Origin of the sequence: Arthrobacter sp. UNCCL28 (genome assembly GCF_900102805.1) — a bacterium.
Taxonomy (GTDB): Bacteria; Actinomycetota; Actinomycetes; order Actinomycetales; family Micrococcaceae; genus Arthrobacter; species Arthrobacter nicotinovorans_A.
Map to the genome: position 1 here is coordinate 142,872 of NZ_FMWE01000006.1, position 23,867 is coordinate 166,738.

Sequence of the window (23,867 nt, forward strand, 5' to 3'; positions counted from 1 at the left end):
TGGCCTTGTAATCCATAGCCAGTTTAGAATACTGGTCTTATGTCCGGCTCACTGAACCCCACTGCCCTCCTCCGCCTCCTGGGCGCTTGGAATTCCGGCGTCCTGCCCGCCTACCGCGAGTTGGCCGACGTCGTGCGTTTGTTGGTAATGGATGGGCGCATCCCGCTGGACGTCGCGCTGCCCAGCGAACGCGCGCTGGCCCAGACACTTGGCGTCAGCCGCACCACGGTCACGGCGGCCTATGCGAGCCTGCGCGAGCAGGGGTTCCTCACCGCCGGGCAAGGCAGCCGCGGACGGACATGCATCCCGCATCGCTCAACGCCGGTCAGCGCGCCGGGGCTTGCGGTTCCGGACGGGCTGCTGGACCTCGCCTATGCATCGCTGCCCGCCGCGGGTGAAGTTGTGCACAGGGCATTCGCGGAAGCACTGACCGAACTCCCTGCGCTCTTGCCGGGTTTCGGGTACGACGCCGTCGGAGTACCCGCCCTGCGTGAAGCCATTGCGGAAAGGTACACGGCCGAGGGCGTACCCACCACGGCGGGTCAGATCCTGGTCACCTCGGGCGCCCAGCACGCCCTGAACATCGTGCTGCGCACGCTTGCCGGAAAGCAGGACCGGGTCATGGTGGAACACCCCACCTATCCCAATGCCTTGGACGCCATCCGCGCTGCCGGCTGTAAGCCTCTTCCGGTCGCGCTACCGGCATTGGAGTCAAGTACCTCGCCGGCCTGGGATATCGATGCGATGGTCGCCACCATGAACCAGCAGCGACCCGCCATGGCTTACCTCGTGCCGGACTTCCACAACCCGACAGGACGCATTATGTCGGATTTGCAGCGGAGGCGCCTTGCCCGCGCCGCAAGCGCGTCCGGGACGGTGCTGGTGGTGGACGAGACGCTGCGCGGGTTGAACCTCGACGGCGCCCGCACCGCTCCGATGTCATCGTTCAGTTCGTCAGTGGTGTCCATTGGGTCGCTGAGCAAGTCCCATTGGGCAGGTCTTAGGACCGGGTGGATCCGGGCTGACGAAGCCATGATTACCCGTTTTGTTGCGACGAGGACAGTCATGGACTTGGGCGGACCCGTGGTGGAGCAATTGGCAGCGGCACGCTTGGTGCGGGCCTACACCGAGCCCTTGGATGCCCGGCTGGAAGAACTCCGGCATAACAGGGACGCATTGATGGGGTTGCTCGCCGAACACTTGCCGTCATGGGAGGTAGAGCGGCCACGTGGCGGCCTGACTCTCTGGTGCCGGCTTCCTTCGCCTTGCAGCACTGCATTGACCGTCCTGGCGCCGGACTTCGGTCTCCGCCTGGCAGCGGGCCCCCGCTTCGGAGTGGGCGGGGCGTTCGAGCAGTACATGCGCGTGCCCTTCACCTTGCCGCCTGCGCAGTTGGAGTTTGCCGTCGGTGCGCTCCGCGCCGCCCAGGACAAGCTCGACGCCGCTCCGCACCTGCGGCGGACTCTCAGGGCCGAGCGGCCTGCCGCCGTCGCGGTCGCCTAAGGGGTGGCCCGCACCACCTCCGAAGTGACCCAACCGAGTCGCAGTTGATGCCGTTTTGAGGGTGCAAAACAGCATGTGCTGCTACTTGGTTTGGTTTGTGGATCGCGCCCGCGCGCCCATGCGTTGCTTCGCGGTGTTGCTGCCGGGGCCCACGGGAATATGCGAGGTTGCCTTGGCCAGGCCAAACTCCGGCATCCCGTTGTAAACCACTTCAATGCCCGACGCCGGAACCTGGTACGTCTCGTGCCATACGCCGATGTCCCCGCTGCCTGCGATCTCCTTCATGAATTTCCGCCAGGGGCCCAGATGCGGCGAGTCCTTGTCAGCGGCGAAGGCGCGGAGATGCTCCGGGCTTTCCCAATAGCTGAGCAAAATGGTGGTCCGCCCAAACCACTGTTCGCTTCCCAGCAGTCCAGCCTCTGGGTTCGACGCCAAGTGGCGCATCATCACGGGCATCGCGGAGGCTACTTGTGCCAGACGGCCTATCTTCCACCACCTGTTGGCACGCATTCCGATGAGGAAGACGGTCACGGCGTCCCGCCCGATGTCTGCGGTGTAGCGCCCGGGGAAAATCTCCTGTGCCATGTGCATCCTTCCAGGGTGCTGGTTTCATAACATTGTTATGAAACCATGTTATGAAACACTTGGAGACATGGCAAGACCCATCGTTCATGATCAACAGGTTCAGCAACGGCTTTTGGATGTCACCGCCGAACTCGTGGACCGGGAAGGACCTGCCCGCGTCACCCTTCGGGACGTCGCTGCCGCGGCGCAGACCTCCACTACCGCGATCTACTCCCTCTTCGGCGGGAAGGCGCAACTGCTGACGGCCGCCGTCGACGACGGTTTTCGCTCCTTCGGCGAGTCCCAAAAGGAAGCCGCCAAAGACGGACTCCTGGGACTCGGGCGGGCATACCGGGTGTGGGCGTTGGAACATCCGGCCCTGTACCGGCTCATGTTCGGCGGCGCCCTGGCCGCCTACGTGGATTGCAGCCCGACGCCGGAGGTCGCCTCGGATTCGATGCTCCCCCTGGTGGAGGCGGTCATGGCCGCCCAGTCAACGGGCACCCTGGGCAAGGAGGATCCCAACGTGGTGGCCATGGCCATCTGGGGGCAGGTCCACGGGCTGGTCAGCCTTGAACTGGCGCAAATGAATGACCCCGCCACGGACTGGGCCGGCATCTACGAGGCGGCCCTGGGATCCGTAGCACGGGCCTGGGCCGCCTAGTCGCGCAGGAAAACCGCCCGACTTATACGTACACCTTTTCAAAAAACGCACCCCAGGCCTTGGCCGTGAGTTCGGAATCTCCGGAACCACTGAAGTCGTGCACCGTCATGCCCACCGGAGCACCGAAGGCATTACGGCCAAAGAAGCGGTAGAGGGCATCGCCCGTCCGCAAGCCCAGGAAGTTCTCGTTGGAGAAGTCGACCTCGCCGCTGAGCCGCCCCACGCCTTCGACGTCCACGTCAACGGCCGTCCCTGCTGCAGTGCCATCCACGCCCAAGGCCCGCTTCAACTGCAGGAAACCGTCGGAAGTCTGGGAGGCGGCGGGGGCCTGGATATCCGTGAAGACCACCGGCTTGCCGTCGAAGTACTGAAGGTATTGGCCCAGCGTGTGGAGGTAGAACGCCGTGTGCTTGCTGGCGCCGTCGTACTGCTCGTCCCAGTTGTCAGCAAAGATGCCGCTATGGACGTAGTGGAGCTTGGCGCGGCCGCCTTCGAGCGGCTCCAGAACATGCTCCAACTGGTTGAACCAGCCATCCGGGCCGTCCATCCGGGACACCAAATGCGTGGGGAACTCCTCGGTGGTCTTCACGGCCGGCCACTGATCGGTGGGGAACATCCACGATGCCGTGTCTGCGGTGACGGCATTCCACACCCGCTCAGGGGTGCCGGGCAGTTCGGTGTCCGCCACGATTTCGAATTTCCGGTTGTCAGTCATTGCTGTGGTCCTTATCTGCTGTGTGATCGGTTGGGGTCTCTTGCTGCGGTGTTGCTTTGAGTGCGGGATGAAGCACGACGACGAGCCGGTGCTTGCGTGCCCCGCCCGCCTCTGCGGCAGCGCCGCCGTCGTGGTACTTGTCCACCAGCCGGGTCACCGCCACCCCCAGCTCTTCGGCAAAGGCGGCGCGTTCCGCGGCAGAGCGGAAGGTAATCTCGCCGTCGATGGCGAAGCTGGCCAGCTTCTTCTTGGCCAGGGCTGCGCCGGAAATAAGCTTGCCCATTTCCTGGACGGTTCGCGAGGCCAGGGAGAGCAGCCAGAAGGCGGAAAAGCGGTCGGCAAAGCGTCGGGGGTCCGGCGCCACGGATGCCAGGGCGATGGGCGAAATCAGGTACGAGGCCGCCGTCGCACGCACCACGCGCTCGGTGACGTTGCCCTTGCGGCGCTCCTCCACCAGCTCAACCAGGCCGTGCCGCTCGAGCGACTTCAGGTGGTAGTTCACCTTTTGCCGCGGCAGGCCGACTTTGAGGGCCAGTTGCGTGGCGGACGCGGGCTCGGCGAGCTCGTGGAGGATGCGGGTACGGATCGGGTCCAGCGACGCTTCCGCCGCGGCCGGGTCCTCGATCACTTCAATGTCCAACATGCTTCAAGTATGCTCACCGACAACTTTTCTTGTCAAGAACTATTTTCTCGTCGGTGGTCTTAGCGTTGTGAGGTCCGCTCTCCACGCTTTAGCGCAGCCAAAGCACGCAAAGCGGGCCACGCAACGCAGCCACAGTAGAATTGTCCGGTGATGCAATCCCCCCTCCCCGTGCGCGACGGCGTGAACGCGACCCGCCTCCGCCTGCCAGACGAGGGCCCGTGGATCACCGCCATGGACTACATGATGCACCGCTGGGGACACATAGATCCCCAAGGAATTGAAGATCGGTTCGACGCCGGCGAGATCGTTGGCGAAGGCGGCGTGCCGCTGGACCGGAGCACCAAACTCGAGGACCACACCTTCATTTGGTACTACCGCACCCTCCCGCCCGAGACTCGGCTGCCCGTGGAGATCAACATCCTCCACCAGGACGAGCACATCCTCGTAGTAGACAAGCCGCATTTCCTCCCCACCACGCCCGGCGGCACCTACATCCAGGAATCCGCCTTGGTCCGCCTCCGGAACCTCCTGGACCTCCCGGACCTCATCCCCATGCACCGCCTGGACCGTATGACCGCCGGCCTCCTGCTGCTCTCCACCAACCCCGAAACCCGGGGGAAGTACCAGGTCCTCTTCGAGAAGCGCCAGGTCCGGAAGGAATACGAGTGCGTGTCCGCCGCGACGCCTGCCGCAGGATATCCCGCCGTCGAATTCCCCGCCGTGGTCCGCAACCGCATGACCAAGTCGCGCAGCTACCTGCTTGCCGAAGTCATTGACGGCGAACCGAACGCAGAAACGCGCATCGAACAGACAAAAACGTTCGACGCCGGCACTCACCGGCGCGCGCTGTACCGGCTGGAGCCACACACCGGAAAAACGCATCAGCTCCGGGTCCACATGGCATCGTTGGGCCTGGGCATCATCAACGATGCTTTCTACCCTGAACTGCTGGACAAGGCTCCGGACGATTACACCAAGCCGCTCCAGCTTCTGGCCCGTGGCATCCGGTTCGTCGATCCAATCACCAGGCAACCCGTGGAGTACCGCAGCCGGTTGGAGCTCAGCGAAGCCCACGGCTAAGGAACCGGCCGCCGGCGTAAGTGCGCCCGCGTCACTGCCCCGGCGTCAGTGCCCCGGCGTCAGGTGGTCGAATACCAGGTTCGTTTGAGTGTTTGCGATGGCCGGATCCGAGGCCAGATGCACTGCGATGAAATCCCGGAGCTCCTTGGGAGTCCCGCAGGCTACGTGCATGAGGAAATCCTGGTCTCCGGCCAACAGGAAAACGCTCTGGACGTTGGGCAATGCCCGCAAACGCTGACCAATGGCCAGCATCTTGTTGCGAGCTTGGGAATTCACCCGTACCGAAATCAACGCGTACACCAGGAGCCCCAGGGCCTCGAGGTCCACCGAAGCATGGAATCCGCGGATGATCCCGGCGTCACGCAAAGCCCGCACCCGCCCGAGGCACGTTGAAGGAGCGATCCCTGCCTTCGAGGCAAGGACATTATTGGGGATCCTGGCGTCCGCCATGAGTTCTTTGAGGATCAGCCGGTCTGTCTCGTCGAGCCGAACCCGGTTCGGAAGAGACCCGTGAGTCCGGGCTATCGGTGAATCGGGCACGAACACTCCTCCAATTATTTTGTGATGCTTCGAAATCCTTGGTAACTACCTGAGCTGGATTCTATCTTGAACCGATTTGCAGAATCGACGAGGAGGTCGCGATGGGCAGTTTCAACAAGATCCAGGAACGTGAAGGTGGGCTCAAACGGCAGCTCACATCCCGGCAGATGACCATGATTGCCCTGGGCGGTGCCATCGGCACGGGACTCTTCCTGGGGAGCAAGTTCGCCATCGGCCTTGCCGGCCCCAGCGTGATCATCAGCTATGCCATTGGTGGGCTGATTGCCCTGCTCCTGATGGGCAGTTTGTCGGAGATGACTGTGGCCCACCCGACGTCGGGCTCGTTCGGTGCGTTCGCAGAGCACTACGTGAGCCCGCTGGCCGGCTTCCTGGTGAAATACATGTATTGGTCCTGCATTGTGCTGGCGGTGGGAACAGAGGTTACCGCCGTAGGTGAATACATGAAGCTCTGGTTCCCCAACGTGCCCTCACTACTCTGGGTCATCTTTTTCTCCGCGGTTCTGATCGCTGTCAACACCATGAACGTCAAGGTGTTCGGAACTCTGGAGTACTGGTTCTCCAGCATCAAGGTCTTCGCGATCATCGCCTTCATCGTGCTGGGCGCTTACATCGTGTTCGGCACCCGCACCGAAGGAACGGGTTTCCAGAACTACACAGCCGAAGGCGGCTTCTTCCCCAACGGCTTGTCCGGCACCTGGTTCGCCGTGATCGTGTCCATCTTCAGCTACCTCAGCATCGAAATGATCGCCATCGCGGCCGGGGAAGCAAAAGACCCCGCAACAGCTGTGAAGAAGGCCTTCCGCACCACCATCGTCCGGTTGCTTTTGTTCTACATCGTTACGCTTGCTCTCATCCTCGCCATCGCGCCAGTCAGCCAGATCCTGGCGGGAGGCAGCCCCTTCGTCACCGTCATGCAGAACCTTGGCATCCCCTTCGCGGACAGCCTGCTGACCTTCGTGGTCATCATCGCCGCGCTCTCGGCCATGAACAGCCAGCTCTACATTTCCACCCGCATGATCTTCAGCCTTTCCCGCAGCGGCGACGCTCCGGCCGTGTTCGGTAAGCTGCGTTCCAACGGGGCCCCCGTGAATGCCCTGGTGCTCTCCACGGCAGGAATCGCCATTGCCACGGTGGTCTACGCGATGTTCCCCGAGACGGCTTTCACTTTGATGATGGCCATCTCCATGTTCGGGGCAATGTTTACCTGGTTCATGATCTTCGTGACCCACTGGTTCTTCCGCCGGAGCATGAAGCGCAGCGGCACGGAACTTTCCTACAAGACCCGTTTCTACCCCGGCGGCACCATCCTCGGGGCCGTACTCATGCTCGCCATCGCCATCAGCACGCTGGGCACCTCGGCCTTCAACATGACGCTGGTCTTTGGCCTGCCGTCGTTGGCCCTCTTCACGGTCCTGTTCTACGTGGTCAAGCGCCGCAAACGCCACTCCGAGGCCGGCACGTCCTCGGATCAGGGTGAGGAGTCGAACACAGCCCGGAAGACCGCCGTCGTTCCTTCCGAAAACAGCACGAACTCCACCACCTCAAGCCGGCTGTCCGCTGGCGCACCTGAGGTAGACGGCGACGAAAGGGACCTGACGGCGTCGAACGCTACCTCTGCGACCTGACGGGCGTCCCAGCCGTAGATACCGGCGCTGATCGCTGGGAAGGCGATGGAACGGGCACCAAGGCCGGCCGCCACCTTCAGGCTTTCGTGGAAACAGGACGCGAGCAGCGCCGGGTCCGTCTGTCCGGCGTGCCGGTTTGGGCCCACGGTATGGATCACCCACGTGGCAGGAAGCAAGAACCCGGGGGTCGCGACGGCGGCACCCACCGGCAGCCCGTCCGGCAACTCCGTGCGTCGTAGCTCGCGGCACGCGGCAAGGAGCTCCGGGCCCGCGGCCCTGTGAATCGCGCCGTCCACTCCCCCTCCACCGAGCAATGAGGAATTGGCGGCGTTGACGATCGCATCCACCGTGCGGGTGGTGATGTCTCCTTGCAGGACTTCGATTTCCATGGCGCCAGTCTCCCGCCGAAGCGGCAGGAGCGGCAAGTGCGGTACCTTGTGCCCATGGACATCACCGCCCCGGCTACATGGGGATCCGCTATCTACCTGTGGATCGTTCCCATGGTGCTGGGCGACGCCTTCTTCCCGCCCATTCCCTCAGAGATGGTGGTGATCACCGGAGGCGCACTCGCCGCCGACGGCCACGCCAACTTCTGGCTGATCCTGGTGCTCGCCGCCTTCGCATCCTGGCTCGGGGACATGGCGGTCTATGCGTTGTTCAAGCGGCGCATCAGCCACGTCCTGGACCGATGGTCATGGGGTCGGCGTGTCCACCGCGGAATTCACGAGGCCATTGCCAAAGCCGGCCGATCGTCCACCTACGGCGCCATCATCGGCGCGCGGTTCATTCCCGGCGGCAGGCTCGCCACCTCGTCCGCGGCGGGCATCGCCAACGTTTCGGTCCGTGGTTTCAGCCTCTGCGCCGGCTTGGGCGCAGTCCTCTGGGCCGTATGGCAAGTCGGCCTTGGCTACTTCACCGGGTCCACCACCAGGCTTCCCTTTTGGGCGAGTTCGCTGATCGGAGTGGGTGTAGGGCTGGTGATCGGCGTAGTGGTTGGCCTGATCGTCACACGGCGTCGCGGGAGCCGCTCCCCCGTGGAAGAACCGTTCGACGCCGACAACCCCGGCGACGTGCCCCAGCCTGATTAACGCCGCGGCGTTCCTAGACCGGAGACCAACGTCCACGGCTGCGGCGCAGGACGTACAAACTTCCTGTAATAGCCGCACGCTCGACGGCGTCACGCATCATGGCTGCCGACGTCCGGGCTTCGTCGTTCTCACCGCTGTAATCACGATCGCCCACGGTGAAACGGAGGCTGATCTGGGGGACGCCGCCCACGATGTCCAACTGGTTCGACTCCACGTGGTGGCGGGTTTCCAGGGCTTCGACAGCTGCGGCCATCACTGATTCGGGCGCATTTCCCGGTTTGAGGCCAGTGATCTTCAATTTGGTTTGGAACGACGGCATCCCACCACCCTAACCCTCTGTCACATCCCCCACCCTTGGGCGGAACCCTCTGTCACATCCCCCACCCCAGGGCCGAACCCTCTGTCAGCAGGTGATAGAGGGATCCGTCCGAACCCCGGGGGATGTGGGAGAGCGTTGCCTAGCCGGTGTTGCGAAGGCCTGCGGCCACGCCGTTGACGGTAATGAGCATGGCGCGTTGGAGCCGTTCATCGATTTCGGCCCCGGACACGGACTCTTCACGTACGCGGCGGAGCAGTTCCACCTGAAGGTAGCTGATCGGGTCCAGATACTGGTCACGGATTTCCAACGAGCGCTTGAGTGTCGGTTGAGCATCGAGGAGTTCGATCTCGCCGGTCAGCCGCTCAATCTCGGCCACGGTGAGCTCATACTCGTCGCGGATCATGTGGAACAGGCGGTGCAGTTCTTCCGGCACCAGGGAGGACACGTAATGTCCGGCGATCTCCATGTCGGTTTTGGCCAGCGTCATCTCCACATTCGAGATCACCGAGCGGAAGAAGTGCCAGCGGTCCATCATTTCGATGAGCTGATCGGTGTTGCCTGCCTCCCGGGCGGCCTTCAGCCCGGAGCCCACGCCGAACCAGCCCGGAACGATCTGCCGGGACTGGGTCCAGCCGAAGACCCAAGGAATGGCACGCAGACCACCCAGACCCGCGCCGGAGTCCGGCCGCTTGGACGGTCGCGACCCAATGTTCAACGAACCCAACTGCTCCACCGGAGTTGAAGCAAGGAAATAGGCGGGCAGATCGGGATCGTCGATCAGGGTCCGGTACCGGTGGAACGCTGAGTCCGAGATGGTTTCCATGACATTCGCGTAGCGCTCGCGCTCGTCCTCGGACGTACGGGGCGTCCGGTGCAGGGCCGAGCCCTGCATGACAGCTGCCAGGGAAAGTTCAAGATTTTCGCGGGCAAGTTCCGGCAGGGAGTACTTATCCGAAATGACCTCACCCTGCTCAGTGAACTTGATCTCACCTTCAAGGACACCATTCGGCTGGGCCATGATGGCGTCGTAGGTCGGTCCGCCACCGCGGCCCACGGAACCGCCCCGGCCATGGAACAGACGGACACGCACACCGTGTTTGGCCGCCACATCACGCAGCTTGCGCTGGGTCTTATGGATTTCCCACTGACTCGTCATGACGCCGGATTCCTTGTTGGAATCGGAGTAGCCCAGCATCACTTCCTGGACATCGCCGCGAAGGCGAACGAGTTCCCTGTACGACGGATCGGACAGCAGCTGGTCCACAATTTCCGCAGATGCGCGCAATTCCTCCACGGTTTCCAGTAGCGGGGCGAATCCGATCTTGGCGTGCGGTTTCGCGCCGAAGAGGTCGATCAAGCCGGCCTCACGGGCCAGAACCGCTGCAGCCAGGACGTCATCGGCTCCACGGGTCATTGAGATGATGTAAGTCTCCACAACATCCGGTCCATACGTGTGGAGCGCTTGCCGGATGCTCCGGAAGACGTCGTAGGTGCCGTCAGCGGTGCCCTCAAGCTTAATGGGGTGCCCCGAAAGTGGGCGGTGGGAAGCCAATTCAGCTCCCAGGAACGCGAAGCGCTCCTCACGGCTCAGGCCGCCATAGGGCTTTTCCGTGCCGAGCCGGTCCACGAGCTGACCCACGGCATCATGGTGGTAATCGGCGTGTTCGCGGATGTCCAGCGTGGCCAAGTGAAGGCCGAAGGCGGCGAGCGCCCGGCGAACGCGGGCCAGCGCGCCGTCGGCCACCAGCGCGGCCGAATGGTTGCGCAGCGAATCCTCGAGCAGCCCGAACTCTGCCAGCAACTCGGACGTGGTGGCATAGTCGCGGCCGGGCTCATGATAGGTCGAGGCAGAAACGCGGCGCCCGGTGTTGATGAGCTTGGCCTTGATGCACGTCAGTTTGAGCCTGTACGGTTCCTGCGCGTTCAGTTCAAGAATGCGCTTGTCCAGCCCGGGCAGGTTCTTGAGGTCCTCCGTGATGGAGTCCAACAGCACCTGGTCGGCGCCAAAGAGTGCCGTGGAGTTGGAGAGCACAGAAATGAGTTCGTCGATCAAGGCAATGCTGATGCGCACGGCGTTCTGGTTCTGCAGTTGCAGGATTTCGCGGGTTACAGCGGCCGTGACGTTCGGGTTGCCATCGCGGTCTCCGCCAATCCATGAACCGAAACGCAATGGCGCAGCCGCTGCCGGAAGTGTGACCCCGTGCTCAGCCAGAAGCTCAGACAAGTCCGTCAGCATCTCCGGCATGGCGTCGGTGAGAATGCTGTTCAAGTAATAGATGGCGTTTCGCGCCTCGTCCACGGGCGTCGGGCGTACCTGGCGCAGCTCATCTGTCTGCCACATCTGGTCGATGATTTCGGCAAGCTGCCGGTCCTGTCGACGACGTGCGGAGGTGCCTTCAGTCGTCGGCTCCGCCAGGACATCCGAAAGCTTACGGACCTTGTCCAGCACGGAACGGCGGGAAGCTTCGGTGGGGTGCGCCGTGAATATGGGGCGGACGTCGAGTTCATTGATCACGTCCTGCAGGACCTGTGGACCAGCCTGTCCGGCAATCTCGGAAACAGCCTTCGCCAGCCAGCCATCCTTCTCCTGCCGGGTGCGGAGTCCGCGAACGCGATGAACCTGTTCGGCTGCGTTGGTGAGGTGGAAGTAAAAGGCGAAGGCCCGTACAAGGTCGGTCGCCTGGTCCAGCGGCAGGGAGGCGAGCAATTCACGGACCTGGGCGACGACGTCGTGAGCGCTCCAAGGCCCGGTGGCATCGGCACCGCCGCGCGCCGCCTCCTTGGATTCCTTGGTCAGCAAGCGGACCTGCTCTACGAGGTCGAGCAGTTCGGGACCGTGCTGACGGACCAGCGATTCGCCCAGGAGGGTGGAAACGCGGCGCACGTCCGCTCGCAGTTCGGCAGCGAGATCAGTGTCTTGCGGGGCAGTGTGAACCATGGATGCATACCTTCGGGATCTGGTTTTGGCCCGTACACTGCGCTGGATACTGTGAGCCGGATTACTAGGGTTTCCTACGGGATCTTACCCGCACCGAACTCCACCCATGGAATGCGTCTCAGATTTTGGCGTCACGCTGTGGGGTCCGTCCTGCCCGGTAGAACCACCTTGCCGCTCATGAGCTCTTCGTGCGCGGCAGCAGGCCCGGCGGAGAGTTGTTCGTGCCGGCGCTGGCGCATCTCTTCAATCGCAGCAGCAGCCTCCACCCTTGTGGGCGCACCGGTTGCAGGTTCAATCATGGACAGGACACTTCCCAACGTTCCTGTTGCACCCTTCGTTGGAACTCCTCGTTGGACAAGCCGTGTGCCGGCCCAAATCGAGCCAAGTATCAGGGCACTGCTGACCACGATTGCGACCACTGCATCCATCCCCATGCGGTCAGCGTACTCCCCGGGGAATCGGCTCAACAGCCCGCACCTCCCTGGTCCAGGCCTTCCTCAGTTCCTCCCAGTGCTGGTCCTCCATGAGGCTGGCCGGAGTCACAGACACCGAAGTGGCCCCGCCGAGCGCCGCCTCCCGCAAAGCTGTACCGAACTCTCCCGCCGATATGCGGCCCTCATTGGACCAAAGTCCCACCGACAACGACATGCGGGAGCCCGCGCGGCGGTTCATTGATTCAGCCAATTCCCTGGTCTTCGGTGACTGTTCGCTGTTGAGCCCCACGTACTCCCACACGTGAAGCCGGTCTACCTCCGTGAGCAGGAGATCGTAGTCATGTCCGCTGTCCGCCCGGTCCCCGGACGGTGAATCGCGCGGCGAGCGCACGTCCATCTCCACCTTGACGCCGTGAGGTTCGACGGCGGCACTCACCTTGCGCACGATGTCCCCCGTGGCTTCGCTGCGCCAGGTGTTGATACGCGGGTCTGACGCATCGATGGATCCGTCACCGTTCCGGGGCCAATCCGTGGAGCCGGTGGTGGCTTTGAAGTCCTCGAGGTCGTCGCGGCCAAACGTGAAGTCGTCGAACATGAGCTCAGTGATGTTCACCGCCGTGGGCGTGTACTTCATGGCGACAGCAGCAGCCAGGGAAGCCAGTCGTGTTCCGGCTTCTCCGTGCCTCAACGAGTTAACGCTCGCAAAGGAATCGGAAGCCGTCCCGTCAACACTGCGCCCCGCGATGGCGGGGTCGTCCTTCAGCGCGCGGCCCAAAAGGGCGTCGATGGTCAGGACGACATCGCGCTTGCTTCCGTCGTTCGCGGTCTCAAGCGCCGTGATGGACTCCGCCACAAAGTCCCGTCCTGATTGGGAGACTTCATTGGACTCCGAACCTGCGTGCCCGGGCCACGGGAAGGCCGTCCAGTCGGTGCGTCCAACGGAGATGGATACCGCCGTGGCACTGACTGAGTCCAAACGTTCTGAGAGTTTGCCAAGATAGCCGGGCTCACTGTTCACCACGTCCTCAAAGCCCAGGTTGACCATGCGATCCCCCGGTATCGCAACTGGTTGGCCGGCACACCCGGTCAGCACCAGGCTCGAGGCCAATAGTGCTCCCGTTAACCCGGTAGCCGGTCCGCGTTTCAAGCGCTCACCCCTTCCCGGATTTTGGCCTCTGCCGCTATCACGCTGACGACGCCGGTCCGCTGCAATTTGTTCCACTTGGCCGGGCTGCCCCTTATTTCCTTGACGATGGCGCTGGTCAGGGCCATCCCCACAAAGACTGAATAGAAGGGCCACAAAGGGAGGGTCCACAGGAAACGCAGATCCCGCCAGGAACGGTTGAGGCCGATGGAAAAACAGACCAGTGACAAGGACACGAAGAGTCCCAGCCAACCAAGAATCGCGAACACTTGCCCTGGCACCGGACCCACCCCGGCGATATACAGGAAGGGCAGGACAGCCAGGATGGCCAATTGCAGAACAGGGATTACCACCATCGTGATGGCGTTGAAAACAAGGAAAATGCCAAACAGCCCGTAACGACGCCGACCGAGCATCCCCGCATGCATTCGGAGTGTTTGCAACAGCCCGCGCGACCAGCGAACGCGCTGACGCCAGAGTCCGCCCATGGTGGAGGGTGACTCAGCGTAGACCAACGCATTGGGTTGGAATCGAACACGGAAACCGGCCTTGTAGACCCTCCACGTCAGTTCAAGGTCTTCGCCCAAGGTGTCCTCATGGAACCCGCCCAACTGCCGGACCAGATCACTCCGGAAGGCGCCGATGTTCCCGGAGACAATGGGGAGGCAGTGCAGCAAGGAAAGTGCCCTGCGGACCAGGCCCGTTCCAACATGGCTCAGGACGGCCAGCATCATGGTTTGGACACGATCAAGATTGACGGGCCGGTCATCACCGCACACCGCACCAACCTTTGGATGGTCAAAACCTTCCAACATGTTCATCAGGGTGTCCGGAGCAAAGATCCCGTCGGCGTCAACGAACATCAGGATGTCGCCGTGCGCTGCGGCGATTCCATGGTTGAGCGCGGCGCCCTTCCCCGCGTTCGCCTGCGACAAAAAGCGCACTCTGTCGTACTGCTGCGAAAGGCCCATCATGATCTCTGCGGTGGAATCGGTGGAACCGTCATCCACCAGAATGACCTCAAGCCGCAGGTATCGGCTCGCCAGGATCGACTCCACACATTTGGTGATAACCACGGCCTCGTTATAACCGGGGACGATCACAGACACCAAGGGCCGCTGGCTGAGGACGGAGTAGCGATGCTTTGGAGGCTTGGCCCGGTGGAACCAGTTGAAATACAGGGCCAGCGGAACGTAGGCGATCTTGACCACTCCGAAGCTTAGGATCAGCAAACCGCCGCATTGGACGAACATCAAGGCCACGTCAAGCAATGTCAAACAGCCCGCCCAGGCAGTGTGCCCCGGGCGAAACTCCGCAGGACCCGCTCCAGGAGTTCCGGAACGTAGGCACTGTTGGCGCCAAACCGGGCGTTGACCTCCAGGACTACAGGCGTTCCGTCCCACATGCGGCGAATGTCAACATCGACCGGACCCACCAAGCCCAGCGCGGCGGATGCCTCCTGCGCCAAGCCTGCGACGTCGGCGGTCTCTTGCCCATCCACTCTTTTGACCGATAGCGCATTTCCAATCCGCCCCTGTTTGAGCTCCACCTTCTCCAGCACACCCACGAGCTCTTCCTGCCCGGAGTCTTGCCAGGGCCGAAAAACCACGGGCGCGTACTCTGTACCCGGCGCAAACCGCTGCACTATCCAGGAATCATCCAGAAAGGACCACGCCTCAGCGGCTTTCCTTGCGCCGTCGGCAGTCCTTTCCAGGAGCTGGACTCCGCGGCCACCCCTCGACACCCTGGGCTTCACCACCAAGGACCCCCCAAGGCGGGCCATTGCCTCGTTAATGGAACTGAAATCCCCGGGCAAGGCGAAATCCGGAACAGCCACATTGGCGTTGGCCAGGCACTTCATAGTGAGGTACTTGTCGTTCGCGATCCGCACGGGTTCCGGGTCTGCAATCAGGACCTCTAATCCCGGGGCGAAACCATCCCTGGCGTCCGCCACCATCACCAGTTCGTCGCTGACTGTCGGCACTACCAGGTCTATTCCGTGGGCAGCGACGAGCCCGCGGAGTTCCCACAAGTAGCCGGGCGCGCTTGAGGGAGACACCACGGACAAGGCGTCCGCCGTCGACGCGGGAAACCGCTTCATGTCGACACCCAAAACCCAGTGTCCTTGGTCCATCAATTGACGTGCCAGCGAGAAGCCTGCCGGCCCGCCTACACCCGTCACCAACACGCGCACCATTAGAACTCCCCTACGGCAGAGCCGAGCAATCGAACAGGTTCAAAGCCTTCTGCATACGCCGTCTTCACCTGTGAACCCCGGAAGGCCGCCAGACTGCGGACCCTTTCGGCGCTCATGTACGGCTTGCCCTTTTGATTCCGGTGCATGCCGACAGCATGGATTTTCACATCCACATATCCGGCGATGTCTACAAAAACGCTGGGATCAAACTGCCTGGTAGATGAGGGGCTCTCAAAACACAGGATCGAGGAGTGCCGCCGTGCCGCGCGCATGGTGGCGCTGTGGACCGCCTGATGATCCTGGTGGTAATCATGGCGGGAATGCGTGATGACGACGTCGGGATGGAAGTCCTCGATTGCTTTCTCGATCGCTTTCACCATCTCCTGCCCGTGCTCTGACAAGTTGGTGTCCTGGAATTGATGGACGTGAACTGCCGTTGCCCCCATGAAGTCCGAGCCTGCAGCAGCCTCAATCACCCGGATACTGCTGTCTCCGCCCTTGCTCCCAGTGCTCATCACCATGGTTCTTACGTCATGGCCGGCATCGGATAGCTTGGCGATCGTGGCTCCACAGGCCAATTCCAGATCATCAGGATGCGCGCCGATGGCGAGGACCCTTCGGGGTTGGAATGCCATTCTGGAAGGAATCCGGAACGCCGGTGCAACCAGGCACGCAAAGATCAAAGCTGTGCCTGCAACCACAACTACCGTGTTCAGCCAGGAAGGATGCGGCCGTCCGACGGCACACCCCGCCAGCGCCGCCAGCAGCAGAATGCCCAGCCCGGCCAGCGTCCAACGAAGCCGATGCGGTGAACTGAACTTCCGCACAAACCAGCTCCGGCCGGGCGGAATCAAAGCCCAGCCAGCCACCAGAATCCCCAACAATCCAGCAACGGCGAACAACGTTGCCTCCATAGTGCCCCCATAACGCATATCGAATCAGCACGGTTTCAATCTCCGAAGACCGCCGTAGAAGTAGTGGGTAGGGAAGAAAATTCGTGACGCCGCACGCCCAACCCGATTAGTAGCGGTAGTCAAACTCCCCCTTGGCCAGCCCGCTCCCGCTCAGGGAGTACGTCAGTACACCGTCGGTCTGATGGCGCCTGGATTGCACAGTGACATGGAAGTGCAGATCGCTGCGCTGGACTGAATCCGTTGTGCATGTGACTTCAGTGCCGCCCGCCATGGAACAGGACCATCCGCCCGGTGCTTTGATGGAATCCTCCACGATCCGCGAGTCCCTGCCGACGGAAAAGACCGCCGTGCCCGCCCCAAGGGGCCCGGAGCCTGAGGCCTTGAAGTCTATTTCCATGGCCACACCGCGGAAGTAGCCTTCATCAGTGCGCCTGGCAGTACCGGAAACCTTCGCCGGTCCAGGCGCCGACGGCACCTCCGAGGGTGTGGGCGCCGGCGTGGTTGGAGTGGACGTGGGCGTCGGCAGCGGATCCGGAACAAGCGGCGCGACTGGCTCTGTTGGCGGCTCCGGTTGCGGCACTGGTGCCATGGTTTCGAGCGGCGGGGGCGGAACCAAGGCCGAAGGGGCTGGCTCCGATGTGCTTGTTGTGGACGGCGATGGGGTAGCCGGCACCGGGTCCTTCTCCAGTGCCGGGGCGCCTGTTTCAACGGCACGCTCTTCCATATAGGCATCAGGGGTCAGTTGATCCACTATGCCCACGGCTCCCAGCGCCAGCCCCACGCCCGCCGCAGCAATGATGGCCATGACGGCGGGTTTGGCCAAGGCAGGAACGGCAAACACCGCTTTTGTTGGCGCCATTCCCCCGAGGACGCCGAGTCCGCCCCCATGGACGGCCCAGGCAGCAGCCGGTATGCCCGTCACCAGGGGAAGAAGGACCACCCTCATGCTGTTCTCAACGTCCTTGAGCTCCGCAAGGGCTGCTGTGCACTTGGAGCAACCATTCAAGTGTTCGCGGACTTTGCGCTCCGTCGCTGTGGAGAGCCCGCCCCGGAGGAAGTTTCCCAGCTTGGTGACGAATGCGGCGCAGCCGTCATCAGGCTGGTCGGCAATGTGGAACTGGAGGTAGTGCCGCCTCAACCCCTCACGCGCGCGAAGTGCCAGTGCGGAAACTGCGTTGGCGGAGAGCCCAAGAATCGGTGCGACCGCCGCTGGCTTCATGCGCTCAACGTCCAGGTACCACAGCACGGCCTGCCACCGTTCCGGCAGGGCCCGGAAGGCTTTTGCCACTGTGTGTGATTCAAAGGCGCTGACTGCGGAATCGGAGTTTGGCAACATTTGGTCCAGGACGGATTCGTCGCTGCTTGGGAGGACCCTGCCGGCCTTTCGATTCCTTTGGTGCGACAGCCTGGTCACGGTGGAGAGCAAGTAGGCCCGGAAAAAGGTATCCGGCCCCTTGCCGGCCACCAGGCTTTGAAGCACGGCTTGGAATGCCTCCGCAACAACGTCCTCGGCATCGCTGGGATTGTCAACGTTGCGCTTGGCTACCGTGGAGGCAATGGAAATATGGCGCTCATAAAGCCCGTCGAATGCGGACAACTCGCCGGCACGGACCAACCCGATGAGGTGTCCGTCGCTGTCGACGTCGACATCCATCTGGCTGCCCGTTTGTGACCTTCGTGCCATCTAAGGCGCCCCCAACCCGTTAATAATCCTGCCCATATGTATTGAGTGGGGGTAGACGGCAAGACGTGACGCGATTTATACACTGTCTTTAGCAACGAATTGTGCTCTCTGCTTCGTCACGAAACGGCTTTTCTGCACACTCTTCGGATATGACATCGTTCCGGACAAAATCATTCGCAGAGTGTACGTTCTCGCGGCACCTTTTGCTGCGTAGATGGCAGACCACCAGTTACCAAACAGGTTGGCGGTTCCGCGCCGACTGGTTCCTGCCCGAGGTCCGGAGCGTCGTCACTTCGCTCGCATCCAGCGCAACTGTTCCGGCCCCTGCTGCCAAGTCGCTCGGCGCAGCCCGCGCCAGGAATGGCGTGAGCATCAGCGAAACGATGACCGATTTCCGGGCATTGTTCTCCGCTGCGGAAAGAGCATTGGACATCGATGCCCTGCAATCACTGGCGGAAGGCTGGGCAGAAGTTGCAGAAATGGCGCCGTCGATCTCGTGCACGGATGTGTACACAGGGCTGGCCACCCAGGCGCATTTTCAGCGACGCATCCACGAAGTGTCGTCCATGGGGACAGGACCGGACTGCAGGGGCGCCCATGCCTTGGCCATCATCTCCCTTGCCGGGCCACGTGACAGCCGGACCCACTGCTGGACTCTGCTGGCCCGCTTGGGAGAAGCCGTCAAAGGCCAACTGCACGGCACTGGAGCGATGGCCATGTACCAAAACTCGGCCGTGCATGTGCTCTTTCCCTTCAGCGAAAGCAACCTTTGCAGGTTGGTGGAGTGCAAGGCCGCCCTGGAAGCTTTAGGGGATGGCGCCATGGGCCCTGCAAGGCTTCGGTTCTACCCACTGTCTTCGGCAGCTGCAGCGGCGGCTTCCGCCACGGCAACATCGGCACAGGACTCGGCTTGCTGAACAAAAGAAGCCGGTTTTACGTGACGCCGTCACGAACCGGCGAGGCCCCCCACTCATCTATTGACGGAGCATCTCACCACGGATTTTAAGGACCATCCAGCACATGAAAAATCAGATCCATCTAAAAACCGCGTCATTGATAGCCGCCGTTCTGGCGGTTGTCATGGCCGTCCTGGGGCTGGGCATGTCCGCTTTGCCCGCCAATGCTGCAGAGCTGACGGATGCGGAAATCACCTTGACGACGGAATCAGTGGTTTCCAGTCAATGGGACCAAGTGGATCTGACATGTGAATGGTCCGTGCCGGACAATTCCCAGCCAGGTGATACCTTCAGCCTCCAGCTGCCGACGCAACTGCGCTGGTTTGGGGTCACGTCATTTGATCTGCAGAATCCCGACGGCGAAACGGTGGCCACCGCCACCGCAAACGACTCCGGCCTGGTGGTGTTCACCCTGACCGACTTCGTGGCAGAACAGCCACTCAATGTTGGGGGAACGTGTTCCTTCAGTACCCAGTATTCGGTTGATCCAGGCGACGGCGGGGTTGAAGAACTGAGCTTTACCGTAGGTTCCTCAGTGCTGCGCGTTCCAGTGGTTGTCCAGCCCTGCACGTCGGATTGCGGCCCCTCCGTCCCGACAGAGGCAGGCAAGGCGATGTGGTGGGTTGATCCCGCCCAGACGGTTCTTGAGTCGGTCTTCTACATGCCGCCCATGTCCGCGAAGACCAATGACGTGGTGGTCATCGATACCCCGTCCGCAGGTATGGAGATCGACTGCAGCCAGGTAACACCGCGCGTTGGGCGCGTGTTGAACGACGACGGGAACATCACCGAGCCTTACGCCAACGAACAGTACCCGGCTACCCTCGACTGCACTCCGCAAAAGCTTACTGCGAGCTGGACCGGCCTTCCCGAAGGTCTTCACGTGGAGCTGTACGTAGTGACGCGCGTGACCGATCCGGCATTGGATGTCTACGAGAACAGCGGAATTGTCACGATCTCGGGCCAGGAAACACCTGTGGGCGCCCAAACCCGGCGGAGCAGCGGAAGCGGTACAGGCGACGGCAGCCCGACGCCCACCCCCACACCAACCCCGAGCCCAAGCACCACCACCCCCACGGCAACCGCGACGCCCACGCCTACCCCGAGCCCAAGCACCACGACCCCCACGGCAACCGCGACGGCCACGCCTACCCCGACGCCCACAGCAACAGTCAGCCCGAGCCCAAGCCCGAGTGCCACCACCACGGCAACCCCCACGGGTACTGCAACGCCCTTACCTAGCTCGAGCACCACCGAACCCATCGCTGTGGTGCCGACGGAAGCCCCATCGGCACCTGCCACGGCTGAGCCTGGGGAGCCGCTGGCAAACACGGGAGCGGAGGGAACGGCATTCGTCTTTATCGCGGCCGCCCTCTTGGCCCTTGGATCTTTGCTCGCCTTCGCGGGATCACGTTGGTCCGGCCGTAGGTCGCACTAACGCCGAAGGTGCACTGACAAGGCCCACTAAGGGCTGTATCGACTGATGGGCTGGGCACAAGTTGTCCGCCCATCAGTCGATTTCTTAGTCTCGGCCCGCGCTGGCATGAGTTGGGGGCCAGCGCGGGCCGTTCCACTCCACCGCCGTTCCACTTCAGGACCGTTCCACTTCAGCGCGGTTCCACTCCTGCGCGGTTCCACTCCGCAGCCGTTCCACTTCAGCGCGGTTTCGCTTCAGCGCGGTTCCACTTCAGCGGCCCCGCCACGCCATGGCCCCGGCTCAAATTCAGGGAATGTCCACGCCCGGCCCATAGTTGAGGGAAGTGCAGCACGCGATGTGACATCAAGACCAGTCCGAGGAGACCCATGAGCTCGCCCACCACAGCAACCGATGCCCAGCTTGCCCGTTGGGAGCGGTTCCGTGCGGGCCGGCACTCGGCGCTGGCTTCCGGGCATGGCTGGCTGACCTTGACCTCGTTCCAGTGGCTGGAGCCGGACCCGAGCGAAGTAGAACTCGCGCCCGGTCTTTGGTCTACCGACGGAACTACCGCTTTTCTTTCGGCGAGCGCAGCGGACGGGTTAACGTTCGTGGCCACGGGCGAGCCTGTCGAAGGGACCATCCGCGCAGCTCTTGAGGACGAAGAGTCATTGATGTGGGTTCAGTATGGTGGCGCCGACGGCAAGCAAGTGGTGGTTGAACTCGCCATGCGTGCGGACAAGTACGCCATCCGAACCCGTGACAACAGCTCTCCCGTGCTGACGGAGTTTCAAGGTGTTCCCAGCTACGACTACAACCCGGATTGGGTCATTCAGGGACGTTTCGAAGCGTATGACGAGCCCCGGGATGTTCCCATCGGCACTGCCAACCCTTTGGTGGACGGGGTCCACCGCTCCGTGGGTGAAGTGGTTTTCCGGGTCCCGGGTGTCCCCCATGAAGTCCGGCTCCATGCGGAGGAAGAGAAACTGGGTGCCCTCAACGTGACCTTCCACGATGAGACCAATGGCCAAACCACGGACGAGTGGCGAAAGGTCTTCATCCCGAAGCCCCGCCCCGATGGCTCGGTGGTGATCGATTTCAACCGCAGCATCAACTACCCCAGCGCCTTCACTCCGTACGGGACGTGCCCTATGCCGGTGCGGGGCAATTCAATTGATGTACGGGTGGAAGCCGGCGAGAAACTTCCCCAAGAGTGAAGAACCCGACCATGGCCGCCCGGACCCTAGGTGATCGCTGAAACCCCGGTTACTGCCCTGCCCACAATCAGCGAGTTGATCTCGTAGGAGCCCTCGTAGGTGTAGATGGCTTCGGCGTCGGCAAAGATCTTGGCGATCCGGTAGTCGGTGACGATTCCGTTCCCACCCAGAATGGACCGGCCCAAAGCCACGCTCTCCCGCATCCGGGCGCTGCAGTAGGCCTTGGCGAGAGCCACTTGGGCCATGTCTGCCCCGCCGTGGCGAACGCCTTGCGCGTCCGTGGAGATGTCTTCCTGAAGCTGGGCGATCCTGACCATCATTCCCATGCTGGCTACCGCGTTGCCCAGCATGTCCACCAAGTGTTGTTGGATGAGTTGGAACTTGGCGAGCGGCTTTCCGAACTGCATGCGTTCGACGGCGTACTGCCGGGCGACGTCGAACGCGGCCAGTTGTTGGCCTACTGCTTGCCAGGCAACCATGATCCGGGAGCCGCGCAGCAGGTGGTTGGTGTCGGAGAAGCTGCTGATCCCGGCAAAGCGGTCAGCCTCGGCGACCTGCACGTCAACAAAGCGAATGTCAGCGTTCTGCACGGTCCGCAATGCGATTTTGTTCTCGATGCGGCTCCGGGTGATTCCCGGCAAGGTAGCGTCCACAATGAATGCGCGTACGGCTCCGTCGGCTTCGTCTTTGGCCCACACCAGCATGTAGTCGCAAAACGTCCCGTTGCCTATCCAGCGCTTGGCACCGTTGAGCACCCAGTAGTCGCCGCCGTCGGAAGTTGCCTGGCGGATCCTCCGGGCCGTGGTCTCCATGCCACCTGCGACGTCGGACCCGTGGTTGGGTTCGGTGAGCGCGAAGGCGCCGGTGGTGCGCAGGTTGGAGGCGTCGTCGAGGTAGCGGTCCTGTTGTGAGTCGCTGCCAAAGTCGTAGAGCGACTCCACGAAGAGATCGTGATGGACCATGAAGAACGTGGCAATCGAGGTATCTACCCGGGTCATTTCGGCGATGACCAGGCCGGCGAACAGGTGGGTGTACCCTCGCTGTGCCGGCGCGCTGAGCCGAAGCGCTGCGAGCTTGGGCAGGATGTGTTCCGGGAATTCGGCCTTCTCCCACCATTGCCCGGCGTAGGGTGCGATCTCAGAAGCCAGGAAAGCCCGAAGTTCGTTGAGTTTCCGCTGTTCCTGGACGCTGAGCAAGGACTCGAAGTCGAAGAAGTCGGCGGTGGGCAGGTCTGCCACCGAGGAAGGAGACACGCCACCGGCGCTCCCGGCAGTGCCACCGGCGCCCCTGATATTGCCCCCGGCAGTGCCCCCGGCGCTCCCGGCAGACGTGTCGCCGCTGTAGTCGCCCATCATTTGAGACCCATGCGGATGGCGCCGTCCAGCCGGATTGTTTCACCGTTGAGCATGGCGTTCTCCACGATGTGGGCGGCCAATTGGGCGTATTCGCCTGCACGGCCCAGCCTCGCGGGGTGTGGGACCTGTTGGCCCAGGGAGTCCTGCGCGGCCTGCGGAAGTCCGGCCATCATGGGTGTTTCAAAAATTCCTGGCGCTATAGTGGCCACCCTGATGAGCGAACGCGCGAATTCGCGTGCCAGCGGCAGGGTCATCGCAGCCACCGCACCTTTGGAGGCAGCATAGGCAGGCTGTCCGATCTGGCCTTCGAAGGCGGCAACCGAGGCGGTATTGATGATGACGCCCCGCTCGGGCCCGCCCAGTTCAGTGGATACCGGCTCGATTTCGACCATGGCTGCGGCGGCGAGCCGGATCACGTTGAAAGTCCCCACCAGGTTGATCTGGATGACTTTGTTGAACGTTTCCAGGGGCAGCACGCCGTCGCGTCCCAAGACCTTGCCGGGGGTGGCGATTCCGGCGCAGTTGACCACGATCCTCAGCGGTCCAAGGGCTGCGGCAGCGTCGACGGCGGCCTGGACTTGTTGTTCATTGGTGACGTCGGCGGGGACAAAAACGGCCCGGGCATCGGCGCCGGAGGCATTCAGTTCTGCCGCGTAGGTCTCACCCGCCGATTGCGGCAGATCGACCAGCACTACCGACGCACCGGCGTCGAACAACCGCTTTGCGGTGGCGGCCCCCAGCCCTGAGGCCCCACCCGTAACCAGCGCAACCGTACCCTTGATGTCCATCCATCCTCCTTGATGCAGACTTGATGCAGAGCCAAAATCCGTTAATGCATGTTAACTGGAATTG

General features: G+C 62.5%; 22 protein-coding genes and 1 pseudogene. 8 read left to right on the forward strand and 15 right to left on the reverse strand.

Annotated elements, in window-relative coordinates; all coding sequences use genetic code 11:
• Positions 1–39 precede the first annotated feature (39 nt).
• A complete protein-coding gene (locus BLQ01_RS16410; RefSeq protein ID WP_091552922.1) occupies positions 40–1,503 on the forward strand; it encodes a MocR-like transcription factor YczR in 1,464 nt (487 codons plus the stop codon).
• Between the two features lie 81 nt (positions 1,504–1,584).
• Here BLQ01_RS16410 and BLQ01_RS16415 read toward each other — a convergent pair whose 3' ends face one another.
• On the reverse strand, positions 1,585–2,088 hold the full coding sequence (locus tag BLQ01_RS16415; RefSeq protein ID WP_026541909.1) for a DUF4188 domain-containing protein: 504 nt from the start codon (positions 2,086–2,088) through the stop codon (positions 1,585–1,587).
• A gap of 67 nt (positions 2,089–2,155) precedes the next feature.
• On the opposite strand from BLQ01_RS16415, the gene BLQ01_RS16420 reads away from it, so the two are divergent.
• Entirely contained in the window at positions 2,156–2,731 is a 576-nt protein-coding gene (locus BLQ01_RS16420) for a TetR-like C-terminal domain-containing protein (RefSeq protein ID WP_091552924.1), read from the forward strand.
• 22 nt (positions 2,732–2,753) lie between these two features.
• Here the strand turns inward: BLQ01_RS16420 and BLQ01_RS16425 are convergent, their stop codons facing one another.
• Complete coding sequence (locus BLQ01_RS16425; RefSeq protein ID WP_091552925.1) at positions 2,754–3,446, reverse strand: SRPBCC family protein; 693 nt, start codon at positions 3,444–3,446, stop codon at positions 2,754–2,756.
• Positions 3,439–4,089, reverse strand: coding sequence for an ArsR/SmtB family transcription factor (locus BLQ01_RS16430; RefSeq protein ID WP_026547638.1), 651 nt, complete (start codon positions 4,087–4,089; stop codon positions 3,439–3,441). Before BLQ01_RS16430 ends, BLQ01_RS16425 begins: the two co-directional genes overlap by 8 nt.
• A gap of 150 nt (positions 4,090–4,239) precedes the next feature.
• Between BLQ01_RS16430 and BLQ01_RS16435 the strand changes: the two genes are divergently transcribed.
• Positions 4,240–5,169, forward strand: a complete 930-nt coding sequence (locus BLQ01_RS16435; protein WP_091552927.1) for an RluA family pseudouridine synthase — start codon at positions 4,240–4,242, stop codon at positions 5,167–5,169.
• Positions 5,170–5,214: 45 nt separating this feature from the next.
• Here BLQ01_RS16435 and BLQ01_RS16440 read toward each other — a convergent pair whose 3' ends face one another.
• Complete coding sequence (locus BLQ01_RS16440) at positions 5,215–5,709, reverse strand: Lrp/AsnC family transcriptional regulator (RefSeq protein ID WP_254779500.1); 495 nt, start codon at positions 5,707–5,709, stop codon at positions 5,215–5,217.
• Positions 5,710–5,882: 173 nt separating this feature from the next.
• On the opposite strand from BLQ01_RS16440, the pseudogene BLQ01_RS16445 reads away from it, so the two are divergent.
• Positions 5,883–7,076, forward strand: a pseudogene (locus tag BLQ01_RS16445) (amino acid permease); the annotation flags it as partial.
• 122 nt (positions 7,077–7,198) lie between these two features.
• On the opposite strand, the gene BLQ01_RS16450 reads toward BLQ01_RS16445, so the two are convergent.
• Positions 7,199–7,744 carry an O-acetyl-ADP-ribose deacetylase gene (locus BLQ01_RS16450; RefSeq protein ID WP_217638391.1) on the reverse strand — a complete coding sequence of 182 codons (546 nt, stop codon included), beginning with the start codon at positions 7,742–7,744 and terminating at the stop codon, positions 7,199–7,201.
• Between the two features lie 54 nt (positions 7,745–7,798).
• Here BLQ01_RS16450 and BLQ01_RS16455 point away from each other — a divergent pair, with 54 nt between their 5' ends.
• A complete protein-coding gene (locus BLQ01_RS16455; protein ID WP_091553052.1) occupies positions 7,799–8,443 on the forward strand; it encodes a DedA family protein in 645 nt (214 codons plus the stop codon).
• A 13-nt stretch (positions 8,444–8,456) separates the two neighbouring features.
• Here BLQ01_RS16455 and BLQ01_RS16460 read toward each other — a convergent pair whose 3' ends face one another.
• The 8 genes from BLQ01_RS16460 to BLQ01_RS16495 all read right to left on the reverse strand — a co-directional run bounded on the left by BLQ01_RS16460 (position 8,457) and on the right by BLQ01_RS16495 (position 18,073).
• Positions 8,457–8,762, reverse strand: a complete 306-nt coding sequence (locus BLQ01_RS16460) for a hypothetical protein (RefSeq protein WP_091552932.1) — start codon at positions 8,760–8,762, stop codon at positions 8,457–8,459.
• A gap of 139 nt (positions 8,763–8,901) precedes the next feature.
• Positions 8,902–11,700, reverse strand: coding sequence for a phosphoenolpyruvate carboxylase (gene ppc / locus BLQ01_RS16465; RefSeq protein WP_026541901.1), 2,799 nt, complete (start codon positions 11,698–11,700; stop codon positions 8,902–8,904).
• A gap of 131 nt (positions 11,701–11,831) precedes the next feature.
• A complete protein-coding gene (locus tag BLQ01_RS16470; RefSeq protein WP_091552933.1) occupies positions 11,832–12,134 on the reverse strand; it encodes a hypothetical protein in 303 nt (100 codons plus the stop codon).
• A 4-nt stretch (positions 12,135–12,138) separates the two neighbouring features.
• The gene (locus BLQ01_RS16475) at positions 12,139–13,179 is read right to left on the reverse strand and encodes a hypothetical protein (RefSeq protein WP_254779501.1); all 1,041 of its coding nucleotides are present in this window, start codon (positions 13,177–13,179) and stop codon (positions 12,139–12,141) included.
• 98 nt (positions 13,180–13,277) lie between these two features.
• The gene (locus BLQ01_RS16480) at positions 13,278–14,555 is read right to left on the reverse strand and encodes a glycosyltransferase family 2 protein (RefSeq protein ID WP_091552936.1); all 1,278 of its coding nucleotides are present in this window, start codon (positions 14,553–14,555) and stop codon (positions 13,278–13,280) included.
• On the reverse strand, positions 14,552–15,475 hold the full coding sequence (locus BLQ01_RS16485) for an ATP-grasp domain-containing protein (RefSeq protein WP_091552938.1): 924 nt from the start codon (positions 15,473–15,475) through the stop codon (positions 14,552–14,554). Before BLQ01_RS16485 ends, BLQ01_RS16480 begins: the two co-directional genes overlap by 4 nt.
• Positions 15,475–16,389 carry a PIG-L deacetylase family protein gene (locus BLQ01_RS16490; RefSeq protein WP_223944647.1) on the reverse strand — a complete coding sequence of 305 codons (915 nt, stop codon included), beginning with the start codon at positions 16,387–16,389 and terminating at the stop codon, positions 15,475–15,477. The genes BLQ01_RS16485 and BLQ01_RS16490 overlap by 1 nt, the downstream gene beginning before the upstream one ends.
• Before the next feature lie 106 nt (positions 16,390–16,495).
• Positions 16,496–18,073 carry a sigma-70 family RNA polymerase sigma factor gene (locus BLQ01_RS16495; RefSeq protein WP_026547631.1) on the reverse strand — a complete coding sequence of 526 codons (1,578 nt, stop codon included), beginning with the start codon at positions 18,071–18,073 and terminating at the stop codon, positions 16,496–16,498.
• Positions 18,074–18,276: 203 nt separating this feature from the next.
• On the opposite strand from BLQ01_RS16495, the gene BLQ01_RS16500 reads away from it, so the two are divergent.
• The 3 genes from BLQ01_RS16500 (at position 18,277) to BLQ01_RS16510 (ending at position 21,660) form a co-directional block, all read left to right on the forward strand.
• Entirely contained in the window at positions 18,277–18,990 is a 714-nt protein-coding gene (locus BLQ01_RS16500) for a hypothetical protein (RefSeq protein WP_254779502.1), read from the forward strand.
• A gap of 103 nt (positions 18,991–19,093) precedes the next feature.
• Positions 19,094–20,467 carry an Ig-like domain-containing protein gene (locus tag BLQ01_RS22200; RefSeq protein ID WP_139183509.1) on the forward strand — a complete coding sequence of 458 codons (1,374 nt, stop codon included), beginning with the start codon at positions 19,094–19,096 and terminating at the stop codon, positions 20,465–20,467.
• Positions 20,468–20,832: 365 nt separating this feature from the next.
• Positions 20,833–21,660 (forward strand): DUF1684 domain-containing protein, encoded by an 828-nt coding sequence (locus BLQ01_RS16510; protein WP_091552940.1) that lies wholly within the window; start codon positions 20,833–20,835, stop codon positions 21,658–21,660.
• A gap of 26 nt (positions 21,661–21,686) precedes the next feature.
• On the opposite strand, the gene BLQ01_RS16515 is transcribed toward BLQ01_RS16510, so the two are convergent.
• Together BLQ01_RS16515 and BLQ01_RS16520 are read right to left on the reverse strand one after the other, a co-directional pair.
• Positions 21,687–23,012 (reverse strand): acyl-CoA dehydrogenase family protein, encoded by a 1,326-nt coding sequence (locus BLQ01_RS16515; protein WP_254779509.1) that lies wholly within the window; start codon positions 23,010–23,012, stop codon positions 21,687–21,689.
• Positions 23,012–23,803: an SDR family NAD(P)-dependent oxidoreductase gene (locus BLQ01_RS16520; RefSeq protein WP_091552942.1), complete on the reverse strand. Its 792-nt coding sequence runs from the start codon at positions 23,801–23,803 to the stop codon at positions 23,012–23,014. The genes BLQ01_RS16515 and BLQ01_RS16520 overlap by 1 nt, the downstream gene beginning before the upstream one ends.
• Positions 23,804–23,867 lie beyond the last annotated feature (64 nt).